Annotated in this window: 12 protein-coding genes; 10 read left to right on the forward strand and 2 right to left on the reverse strand. The window is 71.7% G+C overall.

The genetic code is table 11. The annotated features are described in order from the left end of the window. The first annotated feature begins 15 nt into the window (after positions 1 to 15). A complete protein-coding gene (locus D9V36_RS14330) occupies positions 16 to 1,104 on the forward strand; it encodes a branched-chain amino acid aminotransferase (protein ID WP_129294119.1) in 1,089 nt (362 codons plus the stop codon). Positions 1,105 to 1,254: 150 nt separating this feature from the next. Here D9V36_RS14330 and D9V36_RS14335 read toward each other — a convergent pair whose 3' ends face one another. After that, positions 1,255 to 1,989, reverse strand: coding sequence for an alpha/beta hydrolase (locus tag D9V36_RS14335; RefSeq protein WP_129294120.1), 735 nt, complete (start codon positions 1,987 to 1,989; stop codon positions 1,255 to 1,257). 132 nt (positions 1,990 to 2,121) lie between these two features. Beyond that, a complete protein-coding gene (locus D9V36_RS14340) occupies positions 2,122 to 2,925 on the reverse strand; it encodes an alpha/beta fold hydrolase (RefSeq protein ID WP_164992950.1) in 804 nt (267 codons plus the stop codon). Positions 2,926 to 3,054: 129 nt separating this feature from the next. Between D9V36_RS14340 and D9V36_RS14345 the strand changes: the two genes are divergently transcribed. The 9 genes from D9V36_RS14345 (at position 3,055) to glgB (ending at position 21,448) form a co-directional block, all read left to right on the forward strand. Next, positions 3,055 to 3,771, forward strand: coding sequence for a DUF4328 domain-containing protein (locus D9V36_RS14345; RefSeq protein ID WP_129294122.1), 717 nt, complete (start codon positions 3,055 to 3,057; stop codon positions 3,769 to 3,771). A gap of 129 nt (positions 3,772 to 3,900) precedes the next feature. After that, positions 3,901 to 5,784: an ABC transporter transmembrane domain-containing protein gene (locus D9V36_RS14350; RefSeq protein ID WP_129298403.1), complete on the forward strand. Its 1,884-nt coding sequence runs from the start codon at positions 3,901 to 3,903 to the stop codon at positions 5,782 to 5,784. Next, the gene (locus D9V36_RS14355) at positions 5,781 to 7,745 is read left to right on the forward strand and encodes an ABC transporter ATP-binding protein (protein WP_129294123.1); all 1,965 of its coding nucleotides are present in this window, start codon (positions 5,781 to 5,783) and stop codon (positions 7,743 to 7,745) included. Before D9V36_RS14350 ends, D9V36_RS14355 begins: the two co-directional genes overlap by 4 nt. Before the next feature lie 539 nt (positions 7,746 to 8,284). Next, positions 8,285 to 10,564 (forward strand): M4 family metallopeptidase, encoded by a 2,280-nt coding sequence (locus D9V36_RS14360; RefSeq protein WP_129294124.1) that lies wholly within the window; start codon positions 8,285 to 8,287, stop codon positions 10,562 to 10,564. 300 nt (positions 10,565 to 10,864) lie between these two features. After that, positions 10,865 to 12,484: a M4 family metallopeptidase gene (locus tag D9V36_RS14365; protein ID WP_431357751.1), complete on the forward strand. Its 1,620-nt coding sequence runs from the start codon at positions 10,865 to 10,867 to the stop codon at positions 12,482 to 12,484. Positions 12,485 to 13,173: 689 nt separating this feature from the next. Next, positions 13,174 to 15,177 carry an alpha-1,4-glucan--maltose-1-phosphate maltosyltransferase gene (locus tag D9V36_RS14370; RefSeq protein WP_129294126.1) on the forward strand — a complete coding sequence of 668 codons (2,004 nt, stop codon included), beginning with the start codon at positions 13,174 to 13,176 and terminating at the stop codon, positions 15,175 to 15,177. Continuing rightward, positions 15,174 to 16,892 carry a maltose alpha-D-glucosyltransferase gene (gene treS / locus D9V36_RS14375; protein ID WP_129294127.1) on the forward strand — a complete coding sequence of 573 codons (1,719 nt, stop codon included), beginning with the start codon at positions 15,174 to 15,176 and terminating at the stop codon, positions 16,890 to 16,892. Before D9V36_RS14370 ends, treS begins: the two co-directional genes overlap by 4 nt. A 359-nt stretch (positions 16,893 to 17,251) precedes the next feature. Beyond that, the gene (locus tag D9V36_RS14380; RefSeq protein WP_241720873.1) at positions 17,252 to 18,856 is read left to right on the forward strand and encodes a maltokinase N-terminal cap-like domain-containing protein; all 1,605 of its coding nucleotides are present in this window, start codon (positions 17,252 to 17,254) and stop codon (positions 18,854 to 18,856) included. A gap of 111 nt (positions 18,857 to 18,967) precedes the next feature. Further along, positions 18,968 to 21,448 (forward strand): 1,4-alpha-glucan branching enzyme, encoded by a 2,481-nt coding sequence (gene glgB, locus D9V36_RS14385; RefSeq protein ID WP_206739667.1) that lies wholly within the window; start codon positions 18,968 to 18,970, stop codon positions 21,446 to 21,448. The last annotated feature ends 6 nt before the right edge of the window (positions 21,449 to 21,454 follow it).

The following is a 21,454-nucleotide window of genomic DNA, read 5'->3' on the forward strand; positions in this document are numbered from 1 at the left end:
TCGAAGGAGTTGGCCATGGGCCGCGATTTCCCCTTGTTCCGCACAACGAGTCCTGTGCCGGCTGCGGAACGTGCGGCGATCCTGTCCGAACCAGGCTTCGGGCGGCACTTCACCGATCACATGGCCACGGCGGTGTGGACCCCGGCGGACGGCTGGCACGAGCACAAGATCGCGCCACTGGAGCCCTTCTCCCTGCACCCCAGCGCAGCGGTGCTGCACTACGCCCAGGAGATCTTCGAGGGGCTGAAGGCCTACCGTCACGCCGACGGCAGTGTCTGGCTGTTCCGTCCCGAGGAGAACGCACGGCGGTTCATCCGCTCGGCCAAACGGATTGCGCTTCCCGAGCTGCCGGAGGAGGACTTCCTCGCCGGCGTGGAGGGGCTGATCCGCGCCGACGAACAGTGGGTTCCGGCCTCCGATGGTGAAGAGAGCCTCTACGTACGGCCGTTCATGTTCGCGACGGAGGCATTCATCGGCGTCCGGCCGGCGGAGCAGGTGATGTACTCGGTGATCGCGAGCCCCGCCGGGTCTTACTTCCCCTCCGGCGTCAGTGGCGTCTCCCTGTGGGTGAGCAGCCAGTACACGCGCGCGGCGAAAGGCGGCACCGGCACGGCCAAATGCGGCGGCAACTACGCCGCCAGCCTCGCCGCGCAGATCGAGGCACGAGAGCACGGCTGTGACCAGGTCATGTACCTGGACGAGACCGGCGGCGAGGGCAATCTCGAAGAGTCCGGCACCATGAACCTGTGCCTGGTCACCTCGAGCGGTGAACTGGTGACCCCGCCCCTCGGCACGATCCTCGAAGGCGTGACCCGGGACACCATCCTCGCCCTCGCCGACGACTTCGGCCTGACCCCGGTGGAGCGCTCCGTCTCGCTCGACGAACTGCGGGCCGGCGCCGCGGACGGTTCGATCACCGAGGTGTTCGCCGCCGGAACGGCGGCCGTGGTCACGCCGATCGTGGGCTTCAAGGGTGACGACTTCGACTTCCTCATCGGAAGCGGGGCACCCGGCAAGCAGACGATCGCACTCCGCAACCACGTATTGGACATCCAGTACGGCCGCGCCGAGGACAAGCACGGCTGGATGAGGCGCGTCATCTGATCTGTCATCTGATCCCCGACGTCGTGGCCCCTTGCGTGGTCATGACGGGACCGGCCGGTCCGTCCGTGCGCTCCCGTGCCGCGCCGGGGGCGCACGTGTGCCGCCCGACCGGTGCCGACGATGCCGAGGACGCCGAGAAAGTCGAGGACCCTACAGGTCTGTCGGGTCCTCGACAGGTGATCCGCTCCCGGAAGGGTTCCCGGCCCGGGACGGCAGCGGCGTACGCAGGCCGCCGGAGGCGGTGGGCGACGGTCCCGCGCCGAGAAGGGCAAGCACGAAAGCGGCGGTGAGGGCGCGGACGTCATCGGCGCGTTTGATCAGGTAGTGACTGCCGCGGGGCACCTCGTACCGGGCCAGGTCCGGCACCACTTCGCGGGCCCGCCGGGCGTACTCCAGGGAGCGGGCGGCGCTCGCCGCACTGCGGTCCCGTTCACCGTGGATGATCAGTACCCGACGGCCCGCCAGATGCTCCACCGGGTCGCCGCCCGGAAGCCAGGGGGCGATACCGGCCACACCCACCACGGCGGGGTGGCCGGCGGTCCGGAAGGCGGCGCGACCGCCGAGTGAGTTGCCGATCAGCACGACGGGGACGTCGCCGTACCGACGGGTGATCTCGTCCAGCGCCCAGCGGGTGTCGACGGCCGTGTCCGCGGCAGCACCGTTCCAGCCCCGATAGCGGTAGTGGAGCAGGTGCACGGCGATGCCGCCGGAGCGTCCGCGCTCCGTGAGTTCGGCCATCAGGTCCTGCAGCCCCAGCTCAGCGATCTTCAGCGGCCCTCGCCGGCTGCGGACGAACCCACCGGGCAGCAGCAGGGCCACCGCCCTGACCGTGCCCTCCCCTTGCCACTCCGTCAGTCCTGGACTGGGTGCGCGCGAGGTAAACATGTTTACCGTCCTTCCCTGGTCGCCTGCTTGAGCCGGCGGCATCCAGCCTTCACCGGACGGGCCGCCGCCTCTCGTACACACCGCCTCGGCCGGACACACCGCCTCGGCGCACCCGTCCGCTGTGGCGAGAAGTCAGCCGAGCACTCGCTCGGCCGCCTCCCGGATCGCGTCCGCCAGTACCTCAGGGGCTGTGAGTTGAGCAGCATGTCCCTGGCCCGTGAGGGTACGGACCTGGGCCTGGGGCAGGGTGACCGCCAAGTCGGCCAGTCGCTCCCGCAGGTGGGCCGGGCTCATCTCGCCCTCGACCAGGGTGGTCGGCACGTCGAGCCGCCTGAAGCGGTCGACGCCGACCCCGAGCGCATCGAGCGCATCGACATCGGCTACCTGCCCCGCCGCCTTCGAAGCGAAGACAGCCACCCCCTTCGGGTCCGCGACCAGGGTTTCGACCAGCTCCGCGGGAAGTTGGACGATGTCCCGCAGGTGGATCCGCATCGCCTCACCCGGGTCCCCTGCGGCGAGGGCCTTCCGGGCATGCCGGGCGGCCTCCGCTCCGACCAGCGACCTGGTGGGCATCGGCGGCTCGTAGAGGAACAAGCCCGCGAACATCCCGGGCGCCCTCAAGGCCGCTTCCAACGCGGCCACCGCACCCGAGGAGTGCCCGACCAGGAACACAGGCCGGTCGAGGAGCCCGGCGATCGCCAGCACATCCGCCGCCTCGACAGCCATGGAGTGGGCCTGTGGGGTGCCCGCCCCCGGGGCATAGATGCGCCGGGTCATCCTGACCACCCGGAAGTCGTTGACCAGCGACGGTATGACGCCGTCCCAGGACGAGGCGTCCCCACTGCCCCCGTGCACGAGGAACAGCGTCGGCCCGCTGCCGTTGTCGAGAGCGGTGAGGTGCGTGCCATCGGTTGCTGTGGTGACGAGTTCAGCCATGCGCGCCATGCTGCGCCGCTCGGCCTACAGTGCACCGACATCCCACCGACAGCGAGCGGACGCCGGCACGTGGACTGCGTGCGGTGGTCCGGTCTGGCGTGCGCGGCCCCCGTGGGAAAGGATGATCGAGTGAATGATCAGCCAGCGCTGCGCTCCCTGCGCCCGGTCGGCGGAGCCGCCCGCTGTGCCGTCGCCGCCCTTGTCCTCGCCGGTGCCGCCTGGGCGGCCGTCGCGCTGTGTCAGCTCCGGCTCGCCCTGTCCGGGATGCCTGCTTCCGGGCTCCCGGACCAGGGCGGCGGCCGGCATCGCACGCTGACCTCCCTGGAGAACGCCTTCCACGTCGTCAGCGCCCTGGCGAGCGCGACCACGGTGCTCTGCGCGTTCACCTTTCTGGCCTGGCTGTGGCGCGTCCGGGACAACGCCCGCGTCCTCTTTGGACAGCCGCCGCGCTACGCCGGGCCGTGGGTCTACGCGGGCTGGATCGTGCCCGTGGCGAACCTGTGGGTGCCGCGCGGCATCATCGTCGACATCCACCGTGCGAGCGCGCCGGGGCAGCGGCTGCCGGGCGCTGTGAACTGGTGGTGGGGCCTGTGGCTCGCCGGGATGCTGAGCGGTACGAGCCTGATGTACACGGGTTCCGCGGATGATGTCATCGCCCACGCCTACCAGGACGTACGGCCGCTCCTGGCCGCGGACGCGGCCGTCATCGGCGCGGCGGTGTCCGGCATCTTCGTCGTCCGCGCCCTCACCGCGGCGCAGCGGCAACGCACGGGCAGTGGCCCGCGGTTCGAGACCGGCGGCACGGCGGCGGGCTGGGCCACCCGACACCCGGAACTCCGCGGGTAGCGCGGCGGAGGCAAGGGAGGGACGGCCACCGGGGAGGACCGAGAGCGCAGGGGACGCACGGCACAGGGGAGCACAGCGCAGGAGGACGGTGTGGCAGAGGGGGCGGACGGTATGACGGCGACCGGCGGTATGACGGATCCGGGGAGCGGCCGGGCAGTTCCCGGCACGCACAGTGCCGGGCGGTATCTGTGGTGGCTGGTGGTGAGCCAGCGGGGACGGGTGGCGGCAGGCGCCTCGTACGGGAGTCTGTGGATGGTGGGGCTGATGCTGCCGCCGTATGTGCTGTCGCGGGCCATCGACGACGGGCTGGTCCCGGGCCGGATGCCGGTGCTGCTGGGCTGGGTGGCGGTGCTGCTCGGGGTCGGGGCGGTGAACGCCTGGATGGCGGTGATGCGGCATCGCACGATGACCCGCATCCGTATGGACGCCACCTTCCGTACCGTGCGTGCCGTCATGGCGCAGACGGTGCGACTGGGGGCGGCGCTGCCCCACAAGGTGACGGCCGGGGAGGTCGTCACGATCGGGATCGGCGATGTCGCGGTGATCAGCCAGACGCTGACGATGACCGGGCCCGGCGTCGGCGGAGTGCTGGCGTACGCGGTCGTCGCCGTCCTGCTGCTGGCCGTCTCACCACTGCTGGCCGCGGTGGTACTGCTGGGTGTGCCGGTGCTCGCGGTGCTGGTCGGGCCGCTGCTGGGGCGGTTGCAGGGAACGCAGACGCGCTACCGCGAGCGGCAGAGCGGGCTGGCGGCGCGGCTGACGGATCTGGTCGGCGGCCTGCGGGTGCTGGGCGGCCTCGGCGGAAAAGCGGTGTTCGCCGACCACTACCGGCACGCCTCACGGGCGCTGCGCGGCGAGGGCTACCGGGTGGGTGCGGTGACCAGCTGGGTACAGGCGCTCGGGCTCGGGCTGCCCACCCTGTTCCTGGCCGCGGTGACCTGGCCGGCGGCGCGGATGGCCGCCCAAGGCACCCTCACGGCAGGCGAGTTGGTCGCGGTCTACGGCTATGCGGCGGCGCTGGTGGTACCGGTGTCGTTCTTCATCGAGGGGGGCTACGACCTCACCCGGGGGCTGGTCGCCGCCCGGCGGGTCGTACGGTTCCTGGCGCTGGAGCCGGACGGCGCAAGGCGGGTGGAGGAGGCGGGCGCGGCACGGGGCGTTCCCGGGCAGGGCGATCCCGGGCAGGGCGATCCCGGAGACGACGTTCCACACGGCATTCCCTGGCAGGGCGTTCCCGGACGGGACGACGCTCCCGGGCAGGGCGTTCCCGGCATGGCGTCCGTGCTGCGTGATCCGGTGTCGGGCGTCGAGGTGGTGCCCGGGCTGCTGACCGCGCTGGCAGCCGCCCGGCCTGCCGAGTCGGCGGCGGTGGTCGACCGTCTGGGCGGGTTCGCGGATTCGGCCGCCACCTGGGGCGCGGTGCGCCTCGACGAGATCGCGGCACGGCAGCTTCGCGACCGGATCCTGGTGGCGGACAACGAGGCGGATCTGTTCGCCGGGACGCTGCGCGAGGTGGTCGGCGGGCGCCGGGACCGGGACCGGGAGGAGATCGACCGTGCCGTCCGTACGGCCCTGGCCGAGGACATCGTCCGCGGTCTGCCCGACGGGCTCGACGCAGCGGTCGAGGCGCAGGGCCGCAATCTCTCCGGCGGGCAGCGGCAGCGGCTGCGCCTGGTGCGGGCGCTGCTGGCCGATCCCGAGGTGCTGCTCGCCGTCGAGCCGACCTCGGCGGTCGACGCGCACACCGAGGCGGGTATCGCGACCCGGCTGCACGCCGCCCGTGCGGGCCGTACGACGGTGGTCACCAGTACCTCGCCCCTGCTGCTCGACCGGGCCGACCGGGTGTACTTCCTGGTGGACGGAAGGGTCGCGGCCGTCGGCAGCCACCGTGAACTCCTCGGCGGGCAGCCCGGATACCGCCGCCTGGTCTCCCGCGGCGAGGACGAGGAAGGCAACGGCGCAGGCCCGGCGGCCGCGGACGAGGTACCCGTGACCGAGGAAGGCGCGCGATGACAAAGTCGCCCACCCCGCCCGGACGAGCCGACGACGGGCGCCCGGACCTCGCGGCACGGCAAGACGGTGCGGCGCTCCCGGACCGTGCGGCGCTCCCGGATCAGGCCGCACTCCCGGACCGTGCCGCGCTCCCGGTGGCCGACCCGGCCACGACCCGGCGGGCGGCGCTCCGGCTGATCCGGCGGGACGGCCGGGCCTTCGCCCTGATGCTCGCGCTCAACGCCCTGGCCGCCGGCGCCGGCCTGGCCGGCCCCTGGCTGCTCGGCCGGATCCTGGACACGGTGCGCGAGGGCGGCGGGGTGCGCGCGGTCGACCGGCTGGCTCTGGTCATCGTGGTGTGTGCCACGGCGCAGTTACTGCTTGCCCGGTACGCCCGGTTCGTCGGGTACCGCTTCGGTGAGCGGACCCTGGCGCGCGTCCGGGAGGAGTACGTCGACCGGGCACTGGCGCTGCCCGCCGCGACGGTGGAGCGGGCCGGCACCGGCGATCTGACGACCCGTGGCACCTCGGATGTGGCCGCGGTCGCCGAGGCGGTGCGGGACGCGGCGCCGGAGGTGTTCGTCGCCGCGGTGCAGGCGCTGTTCCTGCTCGGCGCGGTGGTGGTGCTCGATCCGCTGCTCGGCGCGTGCGGGCTGGGACTGCTGTGCGGGCTGGTCGCGGTCCGCTGGTACCTGCGCCGGGCACGCACCGCCTACCTGGCGGAGGGGGCGGCGACTTCGGCGCTCGCCGAACTGCTGGCGGCCACCGCGGCGGGCGCCCGGACCGTCGAGGCCCTGGGGCTGGAGGAGCGCCGGACCGCGGCGGGCGAGCGGGCCATCGAGCGCTGCCGGCGCACCCGTACCCGCACGCTGTTCCTGCGCAGCGTGCTGCTGCCCGCCGTGGATGCCTCCTACGTCCTCCCGGTGGCCGGCGTCCTGCTGGCCGGCGGGGCGCTGCAGGGGCACGGTGGCATCAGCCTGGGCGTGGTCGTCTCCGCCGCGCTGTATCTGCGCCAGCTGTCCGAGCCGCTGGAGACGATCCTGTTCCGGGTCGAACAACTGCAGAGCAGCGGCGCCGCGTTCGCCCGCGTCGAGGGCCTGGGCGGGGCCGCGCGGAGCACCGCGCCCGCCACCGCCGCCCTCCTGCCCGGCCCCTCCCGGGAACCTTCCCTCCAGCCGTCCCCCCGGCCTTCCCCCGCCCCCGCCACGCCCGCCGACGACCGCATCGATGTCACCGCCGTCCACTACGCCTACCCCGGCGGGGACGACGACGGCCCGCACCCCGCCGGGCCCCGCGACGTCCTGCACGGCGTGGACCTGACCGTCCGCCCCGGCGAGCGCCTGGCCGTGGTCGGCCCCTCCGGAGCCGGCAAGTCCACACTGGGGCGGCTGCTGGCCGGTATCGACGCGCCGCGCAGCGGCTCGGTGACGGTCGGAGGGGTGTCGATCGCCGCACTGGAACCGGAGGTGCTGCGCCGGCAAGTCGTCCTCGTGACCCAGGAGCACCATGTCTTCCTGGGCACCGTCCGGGACAACCTGCGGATCGCCGCGCCCGGTGCCGACGACACCGCTCTGCACGCCGCGCTGGCCGCCGTGGGGGCCGACTGGGCCGAGGAGCTGCCGGCCGGCCTGGACACCGAACTGGGCGCCGGCGGCCACCGCCTTGACGGCGCCCGGTCCCAGCAACTGGCGCTGGCCCGGGTGGTGCTGGCAGATCCGCACACCCTGGTCCTGGACGAGGCGACCGCGCTGCTCGACCCCCGTACGGCACGGCACACGGAGCGCGCCCTGGCCGCCGTCCTGAAGGGGCGTACGGTCATCGCGATCGCGCACCGCCTGCACACCGCGCACGACGCGGACCGGGTGGCCGTCATGGAGGCCGGCCGGCTGACCGAACTCGGCACGCACGACGAGCTGGTGGCGGCGAACGGCGCCTATGCCGCCCTGTGGCACTCCTGGCACGGCCGGGACGCGTCCGGCTGACCGGCACGCGCCGCGGCGGGCGGCCGGGCGGCCCGCCGGCGGCGGCGCCCCGAGCCCACGAGGGCACCCCGGCAGCCCCCAACAGCTCCCCAGCGGCACCCCAGCGGCACCCCGGCGGCAGCATCGCCCAGGACGAGATCCGGACGGCTATGAGCTGCGCTTCCCACGGCTTTCGGAGGTTTGAACGGGCGGGAGGGGATCGCGCGGCCGATCACGGGCCGTCCGGGTTCCGAACACCGATTTCGCGCAACGGACGGTTTCCGGCCAATTCGTTGAACGGTGCCTGACAACAAGCCACCGGTGGTGGGACTCTTCCCCGCAACCGCCGCACGGATCCCCACAGCACCACATCCCGCGGTGGCCGCAGGTTCCACCTGCTGCACCCGTACTGCCCGTACCACCCGTACGCCCAGCACCTCCCGTACGTCTCCCCCCACGCGCTCCAAGAGTTCTGCCTCGCTCTGCCCGGACGGTCGTTTCGCCGCCCGGTCCCCCTCGGCCGCCTCGCCACTTCGGCGGCCACCGCAGAAGGAGTCAGTGTGAGACGCACCCCCCATGGACGCGCCGTTGCGACCGGTGCACTCGTCGCCGTCACAGCAATGCTGGCAGTCGGCGTCCAGGCCGGTACCGGCACGGCGGCCGCCCCGCGGCCGGGCACCACGCATGCCACCCCCGATCCCGGCGCACTGCCGGCCAAGCTGTCCCCGTCCCAGCGTGCGGAGCTGATACGGGCAGCCAGTGCCACCACCGCCGAGACCGCGCGGCAGCTCAAGCTCGGCGCGCAGGAGAGGCTGGTCGTCAAGGACGTCTCGAAGGACGTCGACGGCACCGTCCACACCCGCTACGAGCGCACCTACGACGGGCTGCCCGTCCTCGGCGGCGACCTCGTGGTGCACGAGAACAAGGGCGGCACGCTCAAGGGCGTCACCAAGGCCGTGCGCTCGCAGATCAAGGTCGCGAGCACCACCGCGAAGGTGAAGCCGGCGGCGGCCGAGGCGAAGGCCGTGAAGTCGGCCCGGACGCTCGGGTCGAAGAAGACCGACGCCACCCAGGCGCCGCGCAAGGTGGTCTGGGTCGCCGACGGCAAGCCGCTGCTCGCGTACGAGACGGTGGTCGGCGGGCTGCAGGACGACGGCACGCCCAACCAGCTGCACGTCATCACCGATGCCACCACCGGCGCCAAGCTCTACGAGTACCAGGGCATCGAGAAGGGCATCGGCAACAGCGAGTACAGCGGCAAGGTCACCTTCGGGACCTCGGGCTCGGCCCCGAACTTCTCGATGACCGACCCGACCCGCGGCAGCCACAAGACGTACGACCTCAAGCACGGCTCGTCCGGGACCGGCACGCTGTTCACCGACCCCGACGACACCTGGGGCGACGGCACCACTTCCAACGCCCAGACGGCCGGTGTCGACGCGGCCTACGGTGCCCAGGAGACCTGGGACTACTACAAGAACGTGCACGGCCGCAGCGGCATCAAGGGCGACGGCGTCGGCGCCTACTCCCGCGTCCACTACGGCAACAGCTATGTCAACGCCTTCTGGGACGACGGCTGCTTCTGCATGACCTACGGCGACGGCCAGAACAACGCCGACCCGCTGACCGCCCTGGACGTGGCCGGCCACGAGATGTCGCACGGCGTCACCGCGGCCACCGCGGGACTCAACTACAGCGGCGAGTCCGGCGGGCTGAACGAGGCGACCTCGGACATCTTCGGCACCTCGGTCGAGTTCTACGCCAACAACGCCTCGGACCCCGGTGACTACCTCATCGGCGAGAAGATCAACATCAACGGCGACGGCACCCCGCTGCGCTACATGGACAAGCCGTCCAAGGACGGCGCCTCGGCCGACTACTGGTCCAGCGGCGTCGGCAACAAGGACGTGCACTACTCGTCCGGTGTCGCCAACCACTTCTTCTACCTGCTGTCCGAGGGCAGCGGCGCGAAGGACATCAACGGCGTCCACTACGACAGCCCGACCTCCGACGGTCTGCCGGTCCCTGGCATCGGCCGGGCCAACGCCGAGAAGGTCTGGTTCAAGGCACTCAGCCAGTACATGAGCGCCAACACCAACTACGCGGGCGCCCGTACCGCCACCCTGCAGGCCGCGGCGGACCTCTTCGGCCAGGGCAGCGCGTCGTACAACACGGTCGCCAACACCTGGGCGGCGGTGAACGTCGGCGCCCGTGTCCCGGACGGCGGCGGGGTCACCGTCACCAACCCGGGCAACCAGACCAGCACCGTGGGCCAGGCGGCGAGCCTGCAGATCAAGGCGAGCAGCGGCACCGCGGGCGCGCTGTCGTACGCGGCGACCGGCCTGCCCGCCGGGCTGTCGCTCAACGCGACCACCGGCCTGATCTCCGGTACGCCGACCACGGCCGGCACCGGCAATGTGACGGTCACGGTCACCGACGCCGCCAAGAAGACCGGCACCGCCGCCTTCACCTGGACGGTCAACGCGGCCGGCGGCGGCAATGTCTTCGAGAACGCCGACGACGTGGCGATTCCGGACGCGGGCGCGGCGGTCACCTCGCCGATCAATGTCGGCCGCACCGGCAATGCGCCGAGCACGCTCAAGGTCACGGTGGACATCGTGCACAGCTACCGCGGCGACCTGGTCGTGGATCTGATCGCCCCGGACGGCACGGCCTACCGGCTGAAGAACTCCAGCGCCTTCGACTCGGCGGCCGACGTGAAGACGACCTACACGGTCAACGCCTCCTCAAAGAAGGCCTCCGGCACCTGGAAGCTGCGGGTTCAGGACGTCTACTCCCAGGACACCGGCTACATCAACGGCTGGAAGCTGACGTTCTGACCGCACCTCGGCACCCGGCCGTCACCTCGGTGTGACACAAGCGGGTCGGCGGATCATCGCAGCTCACAACTGACCTGCTGGGCAAGCTCGTTGGGCGTCACCTCCGGAACTTCGGGGGTGGCGCCCAGCTCCGTTATACGAACAGCGATCACCCCTCTACGGACAATTTTCAGCCATTTCCCGAACACCCTCCTGACATGCACGCGTTCGAATGGCAGTCTTCCCGAACGCACGTCACACCCGCATCGCTTTGCACCCCCACCTCTTGGCAAAGTTGAAGGAGCACGCGTGACCCCCCACATGTCCCGTAAGACTCGTATCGCCGGTATCTCCCTCGCGGCAGCGGCCCTCGTGGCCGCCGGTATCACCGCGGGCACCGCCGGCGCCTCCACCGTCCAGGCCCCCACCGCGGACGGTTCGCCCCTCAAGCTGAGCGCCTCGCACCGCGCGGAACTGCTGCGTGACGCGAGCGCCACCAAGGCGCAGACCGCCAAGGAACTCGGCCTGGGCTCGCAGGAGAAGCTGGTCGTCAAGGACGTCATCAAGGACGCCGACGGCACCACGCACACCCGCTACGAGCGCACCTACGCCGGCCTTCCGGTCCTCGGCGGCGACATGGTCGTGCACACCGCCAAGGGCGGCGCGATCAAGAGCACCACCAAGTCGACGGAGAAGTCGGTCAAGGTGGCCTCCACCACGGCGAAGATAGCCCCGACCGCCGCCGCGCAGTCGGCGCAGGGCACCGCGGTGAAGTCGCTCAGCGGCAAGAAGGCCGACGCGCAGACACCCAAGAAGGTCGTCTGGGCCGCCTCCGGCTCCCCCGTCCTCGCCTACGACACCGTCGTCAAGGGCGTCAAGAAGGACGGCACCCCCAGCCGGATGCACATCATCACCAACGCCGACAGCGGCAAGAAGATCTTCCAGTACGACGACATCCGCACCGGCAAGGGCGAGAGCGAGTTCAGCGGCTCCGTCGACCTGGGCACCTCCAAGGAGGGCAGCGGCTTCACGCTGACCGACGCCGACCGCGGTGGTCACAAGACCCTCAACCTCGGCAACAGCGAGTCCGGCGAGGGCAAGGCCTTCACGGACGAGGACGACAAGTGGGGCACCGGCAAGCCCGACGACCCGCAGACCGCGGCCGTCGACGCCCACTACGGTGCCGCCGAGACCTGGGACTACTACAAGAAGGTCCACGGCCGCAACGGCATCAAGGGCGACGGCAAGGGTGCCACCTCGCGCGTCCACTACGGCAAGAACTACGTGAACGCCTTCTGGGACGACAGCTGCTTCTGCATGTCGTACGGCGACGGTGAGGGCGACAAGGCCCCGCTGACCGCCCTCGACGTCGCGGCGCACGAGATGTCGCACGGTGTCACCGCCGCCACCGCCAACCTCACCTACAGCGGTGAGTCCGGCGGCCTGAACGAGGGCACCTCGGACATCTTCGGTACGTCGGTCGAGTTCTACGCCAAGAACGACAAGGACCCGGGCGACTACCTCATCGGCGAGAAGATCAACATCAACGGTGACGGCAAGCCGCTGCGCTACATGGACAAGCCGTCCAAGGACGGTCAGTCGAAGGACTTCTGGGACTCCAGCACCGGTGGTCTCGACCCGCACTACTCCTCGGGTATCGCCAACCACTTCTTCTACCTGCTGTCCGAGGGCAGCGGCCCGAAGGAGATCGGTGGCGTCAAGTACGACAGCCCGACCAAGGACGACAAGAAGGTCGAGGGCATCGGCCGGGACAAGGCCGAGAAGATCTGGTTCAAGGCCCTGACCGAGTACATGACCTCGAACACCGACTACAAGGCCGCCCGTGAGGCGACCGTCAAGGCGGCCACCGACCTATACAAGGCCGGCAGCCCCGAGGTCAAGGGTGTCGAGGCCGCGTGGGACGGCGTCGCCGTCAAGTAACACCCCACGCGCACCCGCGCTGTTCCTTCCGGGGTGAGACCACCCCGCAGCGAGCGGTGTCCGGAGAGAACTTCTCCGGACACCGCTTTCGCGCGTCAAAGGGGAGGTCCGGACCCCTCCCTACGGGACACCCCTTACCGCTCCCTACGGGACACCCCTTACCGCCGCGTCCCGTGATATGGCCGAATTCGCCCCCTCATGCGCTCTTGTACGGACTACCTCCCGGGGGGAGGCTGCGAGGTGGGCGCCGAGGGGAACCGGCGCGGCACCGGACATCCGCACACCGCAACTCCGCTGTGATCAGACCGAGTTGAGGAGGCGAACGCCGACCGTGTCAGCGCAGTGCCGCAGCCTCCCGCGAGGGGGCGGCAGGGTATCCGCCGGCACACGGCGGGCCCGCGGCCACCTGCCCGTGGGGCACCGTCCGCCGGACCGCCCGGCAGCCGCCCGGCCGCCGCCCGCGGGACGGCACACCGGGCACGCCCGTGCTCACCCGCATCGCCCACCTGCACAGCGTCCACCGGGGGAACCACCGACCGGAGGCCGGAGGAGCGCCGACCCGCCCCGCCGTGTCATCCGCCAGCCGAGTGAAAGCGGACAGGAGCGCCCATGCGCGCACCCGGCACCCCCGCCGTGGAGCGGATACAAAGGACAAAATCCCGCAAAGCGCCACAAACTCAGGTGAGCCCATGATCGGTCGCATTCCTGTTCTGGACATCCGCCCGCAGATCGATTGCGGCCGCCGCCCGGCGAAGGCGGTGGTGGGCGAGACCTTCGAGGTCTCGGCCACCGTCTTCCGCGAAGGGCACGACGCCGTCGCGGCCAATGTGGTGCTGCGCAATCCGGCCGGCCGCTGCGGCCCCTGGACCCCGATGCGGGAGCAGGCACCGGGCAGCGACCGGTGGAGCGCCGAGGTCACCCCCGGCATCGAGGGCCGCTGGTCGTTCACCGTCGAGGCCTGGTCCGATCCGGTCGCCACCTGGCGGCGGCACGCCGCCGTGAAGATCCCGGCGGGCATCGACACCGAGCTGGTGCTCGCCGAGGGCGCCGACCTCCACGAGCGGGCCGCCTCGGAGGTCCCCAAGAGCGACGGCCGGGAGTCGGTGCTCAGCGCCGTGGACACCCTGCGCAACCCCGAGCTGCCCGCCGCGACCCGGCTCGCCGCGGCGCTCTCCCCCCAGGTCACCGCGGCGCTGGAGCGCCACCCGCTGCGCGAGCTGCTGACCGTCTCGCGCCCGATGCCCCTGGTCGTGGAGCGCCGGCGGGCCCTGTACGGCTCGTGGTACGAGCTCTTCCCGCGCTCCGAGGGCGCCACCGTGACCCCGGACGGCACCGCCGTCAGCGGGACCCTGCGCACCGCCGCCGACCGGCTTCCGGCCGTCGCCGCCATGGGCTTCGACGTGGTCTATCTGCCGCCGGTCCACCCCATCGGCACCTCCTTCCGCAAGGGCCCCAACAATGCGCTGTCGGCGGGCCCGGACGACGTCGGCTCCCCCTGGGCCATCGGCTCGCCGGCCGGCGGCCATGACGCCCTCCACCCGGACCTGGGCACCTTCGAGGACTTCGACCACTTCGTCCGCACCGCCCGTGAGCTGCGGATGGAGGTGGCGCTGGACTTCGCGCTGCAGTGCTCGCCCGACCACCCCTGGGTCACCCTGCACCCGCAGTGGTTCCACCGCCGCGCGGACGGCTCGGTCGCCTACGCCGAGAACCCGCCGAAGAAGTACCAGGACATCTACCCGATCGCCTTCGACGCCGACTTCCGCGGGCTGGTCCGCGAGACCGAGCGCCTGCTGCGCTTCTGGATGGCCAAGGGCGTACGGATCTTCCGGGTGGACAACCCCCACACCAAACCGGTGGCCTTCTGGGAGAAGGTGATCGGTGAGATCAACCGCACCGACCCGGACGTGCTCTTCCTCGCCGAGGCCTTCACCCGCCCCGCCATGGTGCACACCCTCGCCCGGATCGGTTTCCACCAGTCGTACACCTACTTCACCTGGCGCAACACCAAGCAGGAACTGACCGAGTACCTGACCGAGCTGTCCGGCGAGAGCGCGAGCTATCTGCGGCCCAACTTCTTTGTGAACACCCCGGACATCCTGCACGCCTACCTCCAGGAGGGCGGCCGTACCGCCTTCGAGGTACGCGCGGTCCTGGCCGCCACCCTCTCCCCCACCTGGGGCGTCTACGCCGGCTACGAGCTGTGCGAGTCGACGCCGCTGCGCCGCGGCAGCGAGGAGTACCTCGACTCGGAGAAGTACCAGCTGAGGCCGCGTGCGTGGGATGCGGCGGCCAGGGAGGGACGCACCATCACCCCCCTGATCACCGCGCTCAACCGCATCCGCCGCCGGCACCCCGCCCTGCAGCAGCTGCGCAACCTGCACTTCCACCACGTCGACAACGACGCCGTCCTCGCCTTCTCCAAGCACGAGGGGCACGGCGACCGGGCCGACACGGTGCTCACGGTGGTCAACCTCGACCCGCACCACACCCACGAGGCGACGGTGTCGTTGGACATGCCGGAACTCGGCCTCGGCCGGCACGAGTCCTTTCCGGTGCGCGACGAGCTCACCGGCGACACCTACCACTGGGGCAGGGACAACTATGTGCGCCTGGAGCCGGGCCGCTCTCTCGCGCCCGCCCATGTGCTGTCGCTGCGACCGTCCTCACCGATCGGAGGGTCACCCAATTGATCGTCAATGAGCCTGTCCCCGACACCTTCGAGGACACCCCGGCGAAGGACCGCGATCCCGACTGGTTCAAACGAGCCGTCTTCTACGAAGTCCTGGTGCGCTCCTTCCAGGACAGCAACGGCGACGGCATCGGCGACCTCAAGGGCATCACGGCCAAACTCGACTATCTGCAATGGCTGGGGGTGGACTGCCTCTGGCTGCCGCCGTTCTTCAAATCCCCCCTGCGGGACGGCGGTTACGATGTCGCCGACTACACCGCAGTGCTTCCCGAATTCGGCGATCTGGCCGACTTCGTGGAATTCGTGGACGCCGCGCACCACCGCGGTATGCGGGTGATCATCGACATGGTGATGAACCACACCAGCGACCAGCACCCGTGGTTCCAGGAGTCACGCACCGACCCCGAGGGGCCGTACGGCGACTATTACATGTGGGCCGACGACGACAAGCAGTACGCCGACGCCCGCATCATCTTCGTCGACACCGAGGCCTCCAACTGGACCTTCGACCCGGTCCGCAAGCAGTACTTCTGGCACCGCTTCTTCTCCCACCAGCCGGATCTCAACTACGAGAACCCGGCGGTCCAGGAGGAGATGATCTCCGCCCTGCGCTTCTGGCTCGACCTGGGGATCGACGGCTTCCGGCTGGACGCGGTGCCCTACCTCTACGCCGAGGAGGGCACCAACTGCGAGAACCTGCCGGCCTCACACGCCTTCCTCAAGCGGGTCCGCGCGGAGATCGACGCCCATTACCCGGACACCGTGCTGCTGGCCGAGGCCAATCAGTGGCCGGAGGACGTCGTCGACTACTTCGGCGATTACGGCGTCGGCGGCGACGAATGCCATATGGCCTTCCACTTCCCGGTCATGCCGCGCATCTTCATGGCGGTGCGCCGCGAATCGCGCTATCCGGTGTCGGAAATCCTCGCCAAGACCCCGGCGATTCCGTCCGGCTGCCAGTGGGGCATCTTCCTGCGCAACCACGACGAGCTGACCCTCGAAATGGTCACGGACGAAGAGCGCGACTACATGTACGCGGAGTACGCCAAGGACCCGCGCATGCGCGCCAATATCGGTATCCGCCGGCGGCTGGCCCCGCTGCTCGACAACGACCGCAATCAGATCGAGCTCTTCACCGCGCTGCTGCTGTCCCTGCCGGGGTCGCCGATCCTCTATTACGGCGACGAGATCGGCATGGGCGACAACATCTGGCTCGGCGACCGCGACGCGGTGCGGACGCCGATGCAGTGGACGCCGGACCGCAATGCCGGGTTCTCCTCCTGCGACCCGGGCCGGCTCTCGCTGCCGACGATCATGGATCCGGTCTACGGATACCAGGTCACCAATGTCGAGGCCGCGATGAGTTCGCCGTCCTCGCTGCTGCACTGGACCCGCCGGATGATCGAGATCCGCAAGCAGAACCCCGCGTTCGGGCTCGGCAGCTACACCGAGCTGTCCTCCACCAACCCGGCGGTGCTGGCCTTCCTGCGGGAGGCGCCGGGGGCCGGTGGCGCGGACGACGACCTGGTGCTGTGCGTGCACAACTTCTCGCGCTTCGCCCAGCCCACGGAGCTGGACCTGCGGTCGTTCAGCGGCCGCCATCCGGTGGAACTCATCGGCGGCGTCCGCTTCCCCGCCATCGGGGAGCTGCCGTACCTGCTGACCCTCGCGGGCCACGGGTTCTACTGGTTCCGGCTGCGCAGAAACTCCGGCTAGCGTCCGGCGCCCTGACCGGGCACGGGTGCCGGACAAGACGCCCGTACGCGGCCGCCTGGCGCGTACGGGCGTTTTTTGACCTTTCGCCCGGGCACCCTCCCTACTACCGCACGGGCCGGGTGAGCCATCGCCGGTCCCCCGGCCCGGGAGGGAATCCGCCGCGCAGCGGAGCAGGGCACGCCGGAATCGCCGCTGCCGCAGGGACGGGCTCGCCCGGTGTCCGCCTCCGGACCCCCGTCCGGGTGCTTCACCGGCAGCCTCCGTCTGGGGGTACCCCCACCGCGCCATCGCACAGTCAAGGCCGTATTCCGGGACACTTTGCCCTATATGTCGTGTGCCCGGGGAAAGGACGCGACGCCATGTCGGACACCGCCTCGACCCGTGCCACCCGCAACACCCCTGATCACCGCCCGCTCGCCGCCGCCCCCGACCTGCTGTCCTCGCTGGCCCCGCTGCTCGCCGCATGGGTGCCGAGCCAGCGCTGGTTCGCCGGCAAGGGGCGGCTGATCACCGGCTTCACGCTGCTCTCGGCGACCGAGCTGCTGCCGTGCACCGACGGCAGCGCACCCGGCCTGCTGCTCCTGCTCGTCCGCGCCCAGCAGAGCGCGCCACCGAGCCGTACGCCCGTCGGCGGCGACTGCTACCAACTCCTGCTGGGGGTGCATCCGGCGCTGCCGCCACAGCTGGCGCCCGCGGTGATCGGCCGCCCCGGCGGCGGCCCGCTGCGCGGTCGCACCGTCTACGACGCGCTGCTCGACAACCGGCTGTGCGGGCTGCTGCTGGAGCGGCTGCGGGTGCCGGGCCGGCTCGGGGCGCTGCGCTTTTGCCGGGAGCCCGACGCCGAGATCCCCTCCGGGCTGCCGGGCCGGCCGATCGCCGTCGAGCAGTCCAACTCCTCGATCGTCTACGGGGATTCCTTCATCCTAAAGGTGTTCCGGCGGATCGAGCCGGGGGTCAACCCGGATCTGGAGCTGCCACGGGCGCTGGCGGACGCCAAGTGCCCGCGGGTGCCCGCGCCCGCCGCCTGGTACGAGTCGGCGGCCGCCGTGGAGGGCGGCGAGGCGACGACGCTGGGCGTGCTGCAGCCGTTCCTGCCGGGCTCGGCGGACGGCTGGCAGCTGGCGCTGAACGCGCTGGCCGTCCGGGCCGACTTCACCGGCTCGGCGCGGGCGCTCGGCCATGCCACCGCCGAGGTGCACACCGCACTCGCCCAGACGCTGCCGACCACCGAGCTGCGCCGCCCGCAGCTGGAGGTGATCGCCACCCAGATGCACGAGCGGCTGGACGCCACCGCCCGCGCCGTGCCCGTACTCCAGCCCTACCGCGCCCGGCTGCGCACCGCCTTCGACGCGCTGGCAGCAACCGGCCACGACGGCCGCAGCTGGGCCGCCCAGCGCATCCACGGCGATCTGCACCTGGGCCAGACGCTGCGCTCCGCCGACGAGGGCCGCTGGTCGCTGATCGACTTCGAGGGCGAACCGGCCCGCCCGCTGGCCGAGCGGCGCCGCCTGCAGCCGGCGGTGCGGGACCTCGCGGGGATGCTGCGGTCCTTCGACTACGCCGCGCGCAGCGGCCCGGCCGGCGGGGACCCCTGGTCGCTGGAGTGGGCCCGGCGCACCCGTGACGCCTACTGCCGGGGCTATGCGGAGGCGGGCGGGCTCGATCCGCGCTCGGCGCCCGAACTGATGCGCGCTTACGAGACCGACAAGGCGGTTTACGAGGTGCTCTACGAGGCCCGGCACCGGCCCGACTGGCTGTCCGTCCCGATGGCCGCCATCCGGCGGCTGGCGGCGGGCGGGGAACCGGCCCCGGGGGCGGACAGCCGGCCGGGCGGGTCCACCGGGTCCACCGGGTCAGCCGGGTCCACCGGGTCCACCGCGTCCACCGCGTCCACCGGGTCAGCCGGGTCCACCGGGTCCACCGGGTCAGCCGAGTCCGCCGGCTCCGACCACGGCCGGGGGTGAGGGGCCGCCCACCAACCCGCCGATCCGTCGCGCGTACGCCCCTACGCCCCGACACCCGACCGACGCACCGCCCCCCCGGCACCGCCCCGCCCCGCCCCCAGGAGGCCTCTCGTGACCGCCCGCCCGCCGTCCCGTCCCACCACCCCCGACACCACGCCCGCTCCGGGCGCGGCCGACGACAGCGCGGCGGGGCGGTCCGGCCGCGCGGCGACGCCCGGGCCGCCGGCCGTGGCACCCGCGGTGGCCGCGCGGGGCACCTTCGCCGGTCCCGCGGCCGGTCCCGCGGCCGGCGCCTCGCCCACCCGGCCGTCCGCTCCCCGGGAGACGGCGGCACCCGGCCGGGCGGCCGCGCCCCCGGGCCCGTCCCGTCCGGCGCCGTCGGCGACCGGCAGCCACGGGGTCCGGTCCGCCGCGCCGCTGTCCGACGAGGACCGCGGCCGGCTCCTGGACGGTGCCCATCACGATCCGCACGGGCTGCTCGGTGCCCACCCGGTCCGCGGCGGACTGCTCATCCGGGTCCTGAAGCCCTGCGCCCGGGGCGTCACGGTCCTGGCGAAGGGGCTGCGCGCCGACCTGGCCGCCGAGGGCGACGGGCTGTTCGCCGGGGTGCTGCCGCTGCGCACGGCCCCGGACTACGAGCTGCTGGTCGACTACGGGGACACCACCGTGACGGCGGCGGACCCCTACCGCTTCCTGCCCGCGCTCGGCGAACTGGACCTGCATCTGCTCGCCGAGGGCCGGCACGAGCAGCTGTGGCAGGCGCTCGGCGCGCGGATCACGGAGCACCAGGGGGTGAGTGGTACCCGCTTCACCGTCTGGGCGCCCAATGCCCGGGGCGTACGGGTCGTCGGCGACTTCAACTACTGGGACGGCACCGGTCACCCGATGCGCTCGCTGGGCTCCTCGGGTGTCTGGGAGCTCTTCCTGCCGGGCATCGGCGAGGGCGAGCTCTACAAGTTCGAGATCACCCGGCCGGACGGCTCGCGGACCGTGCGCGCCGACCCGATGGCCCGGCGGACCGAATGCCCGCCCGCCAACGCCTCGGTCGTGGAGGCCTCGCACTACCGCTGGACGGACGCCGACTGGATGAGCCGGCGCGGCGAACGGCCGGTGCACGAGGCGCCGTTCTCCGTCTACGAGGTGCACCTGGCCTCCTGGCGCCCCGGCCTCACCTACCGGCAGCTCGCGGTGCAGCTCCCCGCCTATGTGAAGGACCTGGGCTTCACCCACGTCGAGTTCATGCCGGTCGCCGAGCACCCCTTCGGCGGCTCGTGGGGCTATCAGGTGACCGGGTTCTACGCGCCCACCGCCAGGATGGGCACCCCGGACGACTTCCGGTTCCTGGTCGACGCCCTGCACCGGGCCGGCATCGGCGTGCTGATGGACTGGGTGCCGGCGCACTTCCCGCGCGACGACTGGGCGCTGGCGGAGTTCGACGGCCGCCCGCTCTACGAGCCCCAGGACCCGGCACGGGCCGCGCACCCGGACTGGGGCACCCTGGAGTTCGACTACGGCCGCACCGAGGTCCGCAACTTCCTGGTCGCCAACGCCGTGTACTGGTGCGAGGAGTTCCATATCGACGGCCTGCGGGTGGACGCCGTCGCCTCGATGCTCTACCTGGACTACTCGCGCGAGGACGGCGGCTGGACCCCGAACGTCCACGGCGGCCGGGAGAACCTCGATGCGGTGGCCTTCCTCCAGGAGATGAACGCGACCGTCTACCGCCGCTGCCCCGGCGCCGTGACCATCGCCGAGGAGTCCACCGCCTGGGACGGCGTCACCCGCGCCACCCACCACGTCGGCCCCGGCGGCTTCGGCGGTCTGGGCTTCGGGCTGAAGTGGAACATGGGCTGGATGCACGACTCCCTCGGCTATGCCTCCAAGGAGCCGGTGCACCGCAAGTACCACCACGGCGAGATGACCTTCTCGATGATCTACGCCTACTCCGAGAACTACGTCCTGCCGATCTCCCACGACGAGGTGGTGCACGGCAAGCGGGCGCTGGTGTCGAAGATGCCCGGTGACTGGTGGCAGCAGCGGGCGAACCACCGGGCCTACCTCGGGTTCATGTGGGCCCATCCCGGCAAGCAACTCCTTTTCATGGGGCAGGAGTTCGCCCAGGGGGCGGAGTGGGCGGAGAGCCACGGACCGGACTGGTGGCTGCTCGACCCGTCGTACGAGGCGGAGCCCGACCACCGGGGCGTACGCGACCTGGTCCGCGAGCTGAACCGCCGCTACGCCGCCACCCCCGCGCTGTGGGAGCGCGACACCGACCCGGCCGGCTTCTCCTGGATCGACGGCGACGCGCGCGAGGACAACGTCTTCTCCTTCCTGCGCTTCGCCGCCGACGGCTCGCCGCTGATCTCGGTCACCAACTTCTCCCCCGTCGTCCGCCATGCCTACCGGCTAGGCGCGCCCGACCACATCCCCGCCTGGCGGGAAGTGCTCAACACCGACGATCCGCGCTACGGCGGCAGCGGCATCACCAACCCCGCCCTCCTCAAGACCGAACCGACCCCCTGGAACGGCCGCACCGCCTCCGTCTCCCCCGTCCTCCCCCCGCTGGCCACGCTCTGGCTGCGGCCGGCCTGACCGCCG

This window comes from Streptomyces lydicus, assembly GCF_004125265.1.
In the GTDB taxonomy this organism is placed as follows: domain Bacteria; phylum Actinomycetota; class Actinomycetes; order Streptomycetales; family Streptomycetaceae; genus Streptomyces; species Streptomyces lydicus_C.